12 protein-coding genes and 1 pseudogene are annotated in these 9284 nt (G+C 69.2%); 5 read left to right on the top strand and 8 right to left on the bottom strand.

The genetic code is table 11. The annotated features are described in order from the left end of the window. Positions 1–402 (top strand): transglutaminase-like cysteine peptidase (locus MKK88_RS11805; protein ID WP_243999860.1); only part of this gene is annotated, 402 nt, incomplete at its 5' end. A gap of 282 nt (positions 403–684) precedes the next feature. On the opposite strand, the gene MKK88_RS11800 is transcribed toward MKK88_RS11805, so the two are convergent. Then, positions 685–942 (bottom strand): hypothetical protein, encoded by a 258-nt coding sequence (locus MKK88_RS11800; protein WP_243999862.1) that lies wholly within the window; start codon positions 940–942, stop codon positions 685–687. 316 nt (positions 943–1258) lie between these two features. Between MKK88_RS11800 and MKK88_RS11795 the strand changes: the two genes are divergently transcribed. Then, entirely contained in the window at positions 1259–1966 is a 708-nt protein-coding gene (locus MKK88_RS11795; protein ID WP_243999858.1) for a transglutaminase-like cysteine peptidase, read from the top strand. Positions 1967–1970: 4 nt separating this feature from the next. Here the strand turns inward: MKK88_RS11795 and MKK88_RS11790 are convergent, their stop codons facing one another. The 7 genes from MKK88_RS11790 to MKK88_RS11760 form a co-directional block, all read right to left on the bottom strand. Continuing rightward, a complete protein-coding gene (locus MKK88_RS11790) occupies positions 1971–2300 on the bottom strand; it encodes a DUF6949 family protein (RefSeq protein WP_243999856.1) in 330 nt (109 codons plus the stop codon). A 125-nt stretch (positions 2301–2425) separates the two neighbouring features. Continuing rightward, positions 2426–2641 carry a DUF3126 family protein gene (locus MKK88_RS11785; RefSeq protein WP_007565940.1) on the bottom strand — a complete coding sequence of 72 codons (216 nt, stop codon included), beginning with the start codon at positions 2639–2641 and terminating at the stop codon, positions 2426–2428. 97 nt (positions 2642–2738) lie between these two features. After that, complete coding sequence (gene cysE, locus MKK88_RS11780; RefSeq protein WP_243999854.1) at positions 2739–3590, bottom strand: serine O-acetyltransferase; 852 nt, start codon at positions 3588–3590, stop codon at positions 2739–2741. A 326-nt stretch (positions 3591–3916) separates the two neighbouring features. Further along, complete coding sequence (locus tag MKK88_RS11775; RefSeq protein WP_243999852.1) at positions 3917–4801, bottom strand: helix-turn-helix transcriptional regulator; 885 nt, start codon at positions 4799–4801, stop codon at positions 3917–3919. A gap of 327 nt (positions 4802–5128) precedes the next feature. Then, entirely contained in the window at positions 5129–6079 is a 951-nt protein-coding gene (locus MKK88_RS11770) for a lytic transglycosylase domain-containing protein (protein WP_243999850.1), read from the bottom strand. A gap of 201 nt (positions 6080–6280) precedes the next feature. After that, complete coding sequence (locus MKK88_RS11765) at positions 6281–7126, bottom strand: Cof-type HAD-IIB family hydrolase (RefSeq protein ID WP_243999848.1); 846 nt, start codon at positions 7124–7126, stop codon at positions 6281–6283. Beyond that, on the bottom strand, positions 7123–7668 hold the full coding sequence (locus MKK88_RS11760) for a gluconokinase (protein ID WP_243999847.1): 546 nt from the start codon (positions 7666–7668) through the stop codon (positions 7123–7125). The genes MKK88_RS11765 and MKK88_RS11760 overlap by 4 nt, the downstream gene beginning before the upstream one ends. 185 nt (positions 7669–7853) lie before the next feature. Between MKK88_RS11760 and MKK88_RS11755 the strand changes: the two genes are divergently transcribed. The 3 genes and pseudogenes from MKK88_RS11755 to MKK88_RS11745 all read left to right on the top strand — a co-directional run. Continuing rightward, positions 7854–8129: a DUF3072 domain-containing protein gene (locus MKK88_RS11755; RefSeq protein ID WP_243999845.1), complete on the top strand. Its 276-nt coding sequence runs from the start codon at positions 7854–7856 to the stop codon at positions 8127–8129. A 202-nt stretch (positions 8130–8331) separates the two neighbouring features. Beyond that, positions 8332–8580 carry a Flp family type IVb pilin gene (locus MKK88_RS11750; RefSeq protein WP_243999843.1) on the top strand — a complete coding sequence of 83 codons (249 nt, stop codon included), beginning with the start codon at positions 8332–8334 and terminating at the stop codon, positions 8578–8580. Between the two features lie 371 nt (positions 8581–8951). Beyond that, a pseudogene (locus MKK88_RS11745) lies at positions 8952–9284 on the top strand (sugar transporter); the annotation flags it as partial.

The following is a 9284-nucleotide window of genomic DNA, read 5'->3' as shown; positions in this document are numbered from 1 at the left end:
GCCACCTGGGCGACGATCGTGTCGGTCAACCGCCGGGTCAACAAGGCGGTCGAGCCGATGACCGATCAGGACCACCTGCACGTGGCCGACCGCTGGGATCTGGCCGAGGACGGCATCGGCGATTGCGAGGATTTCCAGCTGCTCAAGCGCCACCTGCTCGCCGAGGCCGGCCTGCCGCGTCGCGCCATGCGCATGACCGTGGTGATCGACGAGAAGGGCGAGGGCCACGCGGTGCTCAGCCTGATCACCGACCGGGGCGATCTGGTGCTGGACAACAAGACCAACGCGATCCTGCCCTGGCACAAGACCGGCTACGTGTTCATCAAGCGCGAGAGCCAGGACGCGGTCGCCTGGGTCTCCCTCGGCGGCGTCACGTCCCCCGTCACAACCGCGAACCGGTAGGCCTTTCCGCCGAGCGAAGGATGGCGCGGCGCGGGTATGTCCGGAACTGCAACGGCTCAGCAGCGTCCGCTGCGAGTCGCGCGTGCGATCCCGTCCCACCCCCATCATCCTGCGGTGCCCGACTCAGCGGGCCTCGAAGGCGGGCTTCAGGGATCGCTGTGCCGGCTGGAAGGCCCCTTCGAGGCCTCGGCGACGCTCCGGCACCACAGGATGAGGGGAGCGGGTTGAAGAGCTGGTCCCGCCGCGTCTCCGAGGGCGACGCAGCAGGAAGCCGATACCGCCTCAGGCGGCGCGGCTCAGGGACGGCTGCGCGAGGTTCGCCACATAGGTCTCGACCCGGCCGATGAAGCCGGCGAGATGGGGCGCGATGCCCCGCAGGCTCGCGAGATCGCGGACCAGGATGTCCCGTGACAGGGCCCGGTCGCCTTCGCTCGGCGCATCGGCGAGATAGGCGCTGACGGCGTGCTCGGCGATCTGGATTGCGCCGGCCCGGCCATCCTCGGCGAGCGCTCTGATCACCTGCTGGATGGCGGGCTGCATCACGATGTCCTTATCCTGGCTGCGACCCAAGTCCGCATGGACTGGCCGGCGTTTTGCACGTCGAAAACCAGCGGCGAATCCATCGCGCGGGCGTCCTTTGACAAGCCGGCAAAGCTGTCGCGAATCAAGCACTTCGAGCGCCCCGCAGAACCGGTATTCGCGCAGCGCATGCGGATGGGCGGAGTTTTGCGGAGAGAAATCGGTATTTCGCGGAACCAATCCGCCGCACGGCCGTTGTGTTCGCCCTCAAAACCCATTGTGCGTCGCCGAAGGCCGTGTCACCCTTCCGTCATCATCGGGCGGCGGGGCATGAACCATGCGGCACGCGGATGTCGGATTCACGTCTGAGGCGTTCTGTTCCCTCCGCTGGCGGGGCTGGTCGCATGCCACGCGCCGGGCGCGACAGGCCGCGAGCTTCGCCCTGATCGGAACGATCCTGACCATGAGCGGAGCGACCACCCACGCCCATACGCGCCTGGCCCTGCCCGGGAAGGCCTCCATGGAAGAGCCGACCGGAGCCGTTCGCGCCATCGCGGGCTGGACCGAGTTCTGCGGGCGGATGCCGGAGGAATGCACCGTCGATCCCGCCGAGCCTCAGGTGATCCCGCTGACCGTGGCAGTCTGGCGGACGCTCCTCAGCGTCAATCGCCGGGTCAACGCGCGCATCCGGCCGATCACCGACCAGGCGCATTGGGGCGTCGTCGACCGTTGGGATTTTCCCGATGACGGTTCGGGCGATTGCGAGGATTACCAACTCCTGAAGCGGCGGATGCTGGTGGAACGTGGCCTGCCCCGGCGCGCCCTGCTGATGACCGTGGTGATCGACGAGATCAACGAGGGCCACGCGGTGCTGACCGTGCGCACCGATCAGGGCGATTTCATCCTCGACAACAAGACCGACGCGATCCGCCCGTGGCGGCGCACCGGCTACAATTTCATCAAGCGCGCCGGTCAGGACGGGCCGAGCTGGGTCTCCCTGGAGGGGAAAGACGGGGCAGCCCAGGTGGCGACCGCCGAACCCTGACGCCTCAGACGCCGACCAGCATCGCCGCGAGGTCGATCGCGACCCGGCCCGACAGCAGGCTCCAGCCGCAGGCGATCACGGTGGCGAGCATCACGAACGGCATTGGCCGGCCCTCGATCCGCCGGCCGCGCACCGTGTTGCGCAGGATGATGAACGGCGCCGAGAAGGCCAGCATCGGCAGGGCGGCGACCGCCGGCAGGCCGCCGCGCTGGAGCAGGCTGAAGCTCGCGCGCCGCGCGGCGAACAGCTCGAAGGCGCTGGCGATCAGCCCCGACAGGGCGAGGCCGATGCACAGCGTCCGGATCGAATCGAGGGCGGCAGGCGTGACGACCATTATTCGCGCTCCTGTACAGGTTGAGCGCACTTTAGCCACGCCATTTACCGCGTGTTAAGCAAGACCGCCGGTTAGCGTTAACCCATGCACAGGTCGATGCCGGCGGAACCGGTTCGCCCTGTGGTTCAGGCCTCTTCCTCAAGGTCGATGTCCAGGATCGCCATCCGGAAGACGAAGGAATCATCGCCGTCCTCCTTGTCGTCGGCGATCACGCCGATCGATTCCTCGCCGATGAACACCTCAGCGGAATCGCCGGTCTTCATCGCCGTCAGGCGGATGTTGTTGTTGGCGAACTTGCGGCGCAGGTAGTCCTGGAGCTTCGCGGTCTCGGCTTTGGTCACGCTGTTGGGTCTCCCTTGCGGCGCTGGCGCCGCGGGTCGGCGGATGGGGCTGGGGCTTGCCACGCCCGCGGCGGAGCGGCAAGCGCGCAGACGGTGGTCAGATCCCGTCGCCCAGGTGGATGAATTGGTCGAGCGCGACCAGCTGATCCATGGCACGGGCCGGATCGTCGCAGCCCGCGGTGCCGACGACGCGGGCGGGCACGCCCACGACCGTGGTGTTGGGCGGCACCGGCCGGAGCACCACCGAACCTGCCGCGACCCGGGCGCAGGCCCCGACCTCGATGTTGCCCAGGATCTTGGCGCCGGCGCCGATCATCACCCCGCGGCGGATCTTGGGATGCCGGTCGCCCCGCTGCTTGCCGGTGCCGCCCAGCGTCACGGCATGCAGGATCGAGACATCATCCTCGATCACCGCGGTCGAGCCGACGACCAGCCCGGTGGCGTGATCGAGGAACACGCCCCGCCCGATCCGCGCGGCCGGGTGGATGTCGCATTGGAACACCTCCGAGATGCGGCTCTGGAGGTAGAGGGCGAGGTCGCGCCGGCCGCGGTTCCAGACGTGATGGGCGAGGCGGTAGGCCTGCAGTGCGTGGAAGCCCTTGAAATAGAGGACCGGTTCGAGGGCCCGGAGCGTCGCCGGATCGCGGTCGATCACCGCGCCGATATCGGCGCGGAACGCCTGCCCGATGGCGGGATCCGCGCCGATCGCCTCATGGAAGGCGTGGGCGATCAACTCGGCTGGCAGCGACGGATGCCCGAGACGGGCGGCGACCCGATGCGAAACCGCCCCTTCGAGGGTGGTGTGGTTCAGGACGGTCGCCACGATGAAGGAGGCGAGCTGCGGCTCGGTGTGCAGCAGATCCTCGGCCTCGGCGCGCAGCCGCGACCAGACCGGATCGAGGACCGCGAGGTCGCGGGGCTCAGGATTGCGGGCAGGACTGGCGCTCATGTCCGAGCCTCCACGTGAAAACGGGTTCCTGGGCGGCGGATCACCGTCCGATCTCCGGTCACGGGATTCCGAGGGGACCAACCCTTTGGCGGGGTGTCGGGGCAGGACCCCGACATCGAGCTTGCCCGACAGCAGGGTTGCCCGACGCTCGAGCTTCGCCCGACAGCAGGACTCCGCCCTGCACCCGCAAAAGGTCTCGACCTTTTGGAACCACGACCTTCGATGACGTGACCTAGCGTGGTGCGCCGCAGCGCGGCGATCAAGGGCCGGACCCGTCCGGAGGCTGCGTCGGCGGCATGGCTGTCACCAAGGCGTGGCAGCCTGCCTCACGCGACCGGAGAGACCGCCTGTCCGAACCGTGCCTCGATGGCCGACGTCAGCCGATCGAGCATCGTCTGGACCGGGATGTTGGAGGTGTCGACGGTGGCTGGCGCGCGGGCGTAGAGCGGCTCACGGCTCGCCAGCACGGCACGCAACTCCTGCATCGCCGAGGCGTGGTCGCCCGTGGTGGCGAGGTGGCCCTGCTCGCGCACGCGGCTCATGTGCTCCTCGGGCCGGGCGCGCAGCCAGATCGTGTAGAATGCCTGAAGCAGCAGATCGTAGGTCAGGGGCTCGGCCACGATGCCGCCGCTGGTCGCCAGGATCAGCGGTCCGGGATGCTCGGTCAGCCGGCGCAGCGCCTGCTGCTCAAGCCGCCGGTAGCCCTCCTGGCCGTAGATCGCGAAGATCTCCTGCACCGAGAGGGCGTTCTCCCGCTCGATCTCGGCGTTGAGTTCCACGAAGTTCCAGCCCAGCCGCTCGGCCGCGAGCTTGCCGAGCGTCGACTTGCCGGCGCCGCGCAGGCCGATCAGCGCGACGCGCGGACGGTCGCCCGCCTCGGGCCGGGTGCCGCCGGACAGCGCCTGCTTGGCGGCGGCGACCTGCGCCGGACTGGCGTGGCTCAGAAGATCGCGGATCAGCGGCCAATCGGGCTGGGCGTCGTTACCGGTGATCAGATCGTCGAGCCGCACGCCCATGGCGTTGGCGACCCGCCGCAGCAGGATGATCGACACATTGCCCTGGCCGCCCTCCAGTTGCGCGATGTAGCGCTCGGAGAGGCCCGAGGTCTGCGACAGGACCTTGCGCGACAAGCCGCGCACGGTGCGCGCGTGTCTGACGCGGCGCCCGAGGTCCGTGAGAAAGAGTGATTCCTGTTCCACCACGCCGGTCATGGCGCAATCCGCTTTCCTGCCAGCTCGAAAGCAGAGTCCCCACCCTGCATGCCCGCCGCTTCGAGATCGGTCGCGCCCGACGGTTCGGACAAGGGCTGTCCATTCCCGCGCGCGAAGACCCGCGTATCCTGCCCAGAGATCTGTGTTGCGCCGCCCGTGTCCGGCCGCTGCGACCGGCCGACGGTCTGTGCCGCATCGGCCCAACCATGCTGCTGGCGTGGCGCCTATGTGTTGCGGAACGCCGCGATGGTCAAGGCTTGAGCATGATCCTTGTGTGGGCAGTCGCCCGGTCCGATGCCCGTTCCGGGGTCATCCAGGCCGGACATCCTATTCGATCGGGAGGGCCACGGCCTCTTGGACGGTCGCGCCGATCGGCGCGCGTCGCGGCCCTGCCGCGGCCAGCATCTGGACGGTCGGACGGCGCGGCGGCAGCGGCACCTCGACCGCCTCGGTGATCGGTGCCGATACGGCCGCGGGGGTCATCGCAGCCGGTGCGGCGGTCGGTTCAATCAGCGGTTCGGTTTTTGGCGAGAGACGCAGTTCCGCGAGTTCGGCGGGGGCTGCACCGAACCCGGCGGGCCGGCGCGGCGGCAGCGGCACCTCGACGGCTTCGACCTGTGCCGTCTGCGCCGCCGGGGCCGTGGCGGTTGGCTCGACGGTCAGGCTGGCGAACTGGATCGTGCCCGTGAGGGCGGCCGGACGGCGTGGGGGGAGGGGGACCTCGACCGTCTCGGTCGGTGCCGCGACCAGGGCGGCGGTGGGGGCATAGGCCAGGGCCTGGGGCGCAGCGGCGGCCCTGGCGTCCGCGGCGCCACCGCCGAACAGGCTCGCCAGGGCGCTCGCCGAGGCGGCGACCGGGGCCACCACCGAGGCGACTTCGGTGGAGACGCCCTGGCGCTTGGCGGCGTAATAGTAGCCGCGATTGTAATAGTGATAGGCTTGGCTGAGATTGCCCTGGGCGGTGCGATAGGCCCCCGCGAGATAGGCCACGCCGTAGCGGAGGTTGGTCGCCGGATCGAGAAGGCCGGCTGCGTCTCCGGTATAGCCGAGGCTGCGGGCCGTCGCGTGCTTGATCTGCATCAGGCCCAGCGCGCTGCCGCCCTTGGCGCGGGGATTGTAGTTGCTCTCGCGCTTGACCACGGCGTGCACGAAGCTCGCCGGAACGCCGTTCGCCTTGGCCTGCTGCTCGATCAACGCGTCGATATTGTCGTGCGCCGCCTGCCCGAAGGCGGCGGCAGGCACGACCGCGAGGGCGGCGGCCAGGAGAAGACGATGCATGCCGAGACCCGGTGCTGTGTTCCGTGGTCAAGCTAGGTCGCGGGCAAATGAGGCCGGAAAACGGCCCCGCTTCGGCAAGCTGTGGGCGGGCGGGGTGTGGCCGCTCCCTGTGCCCCGTCGGACACAGGCCGGATACATTCCCCGGGATGCGGCACCGAGGCGATCGGCCGAGGAGCGGAGAAACGTCGACCGGGCGGTCCTTCAAGGCAGGATGAAGCGCTCGACGCCGTGGGCGAAGCCGTCCGCGTCGTTGCTGTCGGTGACGGCGCTGGCGGCGGCCTTCACGGAATCCTCGGCATTGCCCATCGCCACCGCGAAGCCGCTGCGGGCGAACATCGGGCGGTCGTTGCCGGCATCCCCGAAGGTCGCGATCCGCTCCGGCGGGATCCCGAGATGCGCGCTCATCCAGGCGACGAACCCACCCTTGTCGAGATGGGGTGGGGTCACGTCGAGATAGTAGGGCTGCGAGCGGTGGATGGTGGCCCGGTCGGCCAGCGCCGCTCCGATTCGCGCCTCGCAGGCGGCCAGATGGGCGTGGTCCCGGCTCACCCCGACGATCTTGGCGGCCTCTCCCATAAGCGTGCCGAGATCGGCCACCACCCGGGGCTCGGCATCGATCGTGCGGCGCTCGAGGTCGGTGTAATCGCCGTGCGGATCGCGCAGCCACCACGCCCCGCGGGCGAACACCCAGACGTCGAGGCCCTCGGCGCACAGCCGATCGAGGGCCTCCCGGGCCGCCGGCTCGGGGATGGTCCGCTCCTCGATGGTCGACAGGTCGGGCCGGACCACGCTGGCTCCGTTGAACGCCCCCATGGGCAGATCGAGGCCCAGTTCGGCCACGAGCCCGCGCAGCCCGATCGGCGGCCGGGCCGAGGCGATGCTGAAGCCGATCCCGGCGGCCCGCAGTCGGCCCACGGCCGCGACCGTGGCGGCGGTGAGGCGCTTGTCGGAGTTCACCAGGGTCCCGTCGACGTCCGAGATCACGAGGGCGATGTCGGCGGCTTTGTTGGCGGCCGTGTTGGCGCCTTGGCCGGATCGGGCTGTCATCGGCTACCTCCGCTTTTCCCGTCGAGGCAGGCCACGACGCGCTCCGCGATGACCGCGGGTGGATCGGCGATCCCGACGGTGATCGGGTGCTCGTCGGGGCCCGGGGCTTCCAGCGTGGCGAACTGGCTGTCGAGGAGCAGGGGCGACATGAAATGCCCGTGCCGCTCCGCGAGGCGCCCGGCGATGAGCGTCCTGTCCCCTTCAAGGTAGACGATGCGCACCCGGCGGCTCCCGCGGGTCAGGACGTCCCGGTAGGCCCGGCGCAGGGCCGAGCACACCACCACCGCCGACTCCCCGGCCTCCAGCCTGGCCTGAATCCAGGTCGCGATCCGCGCCAGCCAGGGGGCGCGGTCCGCGTCGTCGAGGGCGTGTCCCGCATGCATCTTCGCCACGTTCTCCGGCCCGTGGAAGCTGTCGCCGTCGATGAACGCCCAGCCGAGCCGCTCGGCGATCAGCGCCGCGACGGTGCTCTTCCCCGAGCCCGAGACGCCCATCACGAGGAGCACCTGTGCATCGGCGGTCGCGGTCCTGTGCGCCGTCATCCCCTCGGACATCGTCAGACCCCGTGGCGCCGCGGCGTCCCCCGGACACCGGGGGTCATCAATAGGATCCGGGGTCGCGAAGGAAAGGGCGGGGACAACCCGTCCGGCAGGCTGCATCGCCGGAACCGCTCGCCGGGCCGCACGTTCTCATCGGGAAGTCGGAACATTACAGGAACAAATTCGCCATGACTCAGTCGACCGCGAAGTCTGCATCGAAGGCGGATGCGAAGTCCCAGGCGTCCGAAGCGAACCCGAAGACCGATCCGAAGGATGTCTCCAACCAGATCAAGGATCCCGACCAGTGGACCACCGGCGGCGAGCCGATGACCGGGGCCCAGGCTTCCTACCTCAAGACTCTTACGGAAGAGGCGAAGGAGCCCGAGGCGTTCGACCCCGACCTCGACAAGGCCGAGGCCTCGAAGCGGATCGATGATCTGCGGCACAAGGCCGGGCATGCCTGAGCGGCCCGGACGCACCCGTAAGGGCGGGTGCGTCCGCTTTCGAGGCGGGTGCTCCGCTTCAAGAAAATCTCGTTCAATCACCGAAGACTAATCTGTTTCGAAGACTGCATTAAGACTGCAGCAATTGCCGGGTGGTTAGAACCCATGACGGGCCGCGCTGCCAACCGGGGCGGCGGAGCGCGGTGGAAGGGCGGTTTCGACCATGCATGAGCCGAACTGCGGCAGCGCGAGGAAGAACGCCTCACACGCCGGGATCCCCGCTGGCGGCGCGGATAACCCGGCTGTCGGCGTGGCGCGGTTCGCCCGCGACGCACGCGGCTCCACGGCCATCGAATACGCGTTGATCGGCTCCCTGATCTTTCTGGTCGCAGCCGGAAGCATCCGTGTCTACGTCAACCGGATGGGCGGTGTTTACAACCAGATCAGCACCGCGGTCGGGCAGGGCAACTGAGCGGCCCCGATCGTCGCTCCCTGTCATAGGTCTTGATTGAAGAGCCCGCCAACCGGGCCGGCTCTGGGTGACGGCGTCCACACAACCGGCAGCGATCCGCTTCCTCTCCAAAGGGGGACACCCCCGGGACCCGTCCGGACTCCGATGGACCCGACGACGCGGCACGCGGGATCCGGTCCGTTTCGACCCTGGCGCGACACGTTCCACGCGAAATTCCCCCTGGTCCGTTCACCTGCCCCGAAAAAGCTGTGCTTAGCGAGGATGAAACCGCAACCTCAGCCGTCCCGGGCGGAGTGTGGCTCACCCGCTACGGACACCTAGGCCACCATGGGCTAGGCACAGGCTCGGCAATACCGATGGACAACATCTGGATGCGAACTCTTCCCCTCGCCCTGCTTGCCGCCTTGGCGATGTCGGGCTGCACGTACCTGCCTGCGGCGGGTCCGACGGCGAGCGCGATCCAGGCGGGGTCGGAGGTGGCCACCGCTGATGGCGGCCTGCTCGCCCGCTACGAGATCATCGACGTCAACCCCGCGGTCGTCGAGGCCCTGCGCGGCCGCCCCCTCGACAGCCTGCTCGCCTCCTTCGGCGACCACCGCCCCTCCGCCGAGCCGGTCATCGGCATCGGCGACATGGTCTCGGTCTCGATCTGGGAAGCCGGCTCCGGCGGCCTGTTCTCGGGCCCGCTGGTGGCCGACCGCTTC

The sequence above is a fragment of the Methylobacterium sp. E-005 genome (assembly GCF_022829725.1).
In the GTDB taxonomy this organism is placed as follows: Bacteria; Pseudomonadota; Alphaproteobacteria; order Rhizobiales; family Beijerinckiaceae; genus Methylobacterium.
Note: the sequence above shows the minus strand (reverse complement) of the source record. Positions and strands in the feature narration are given on the sequence as shown.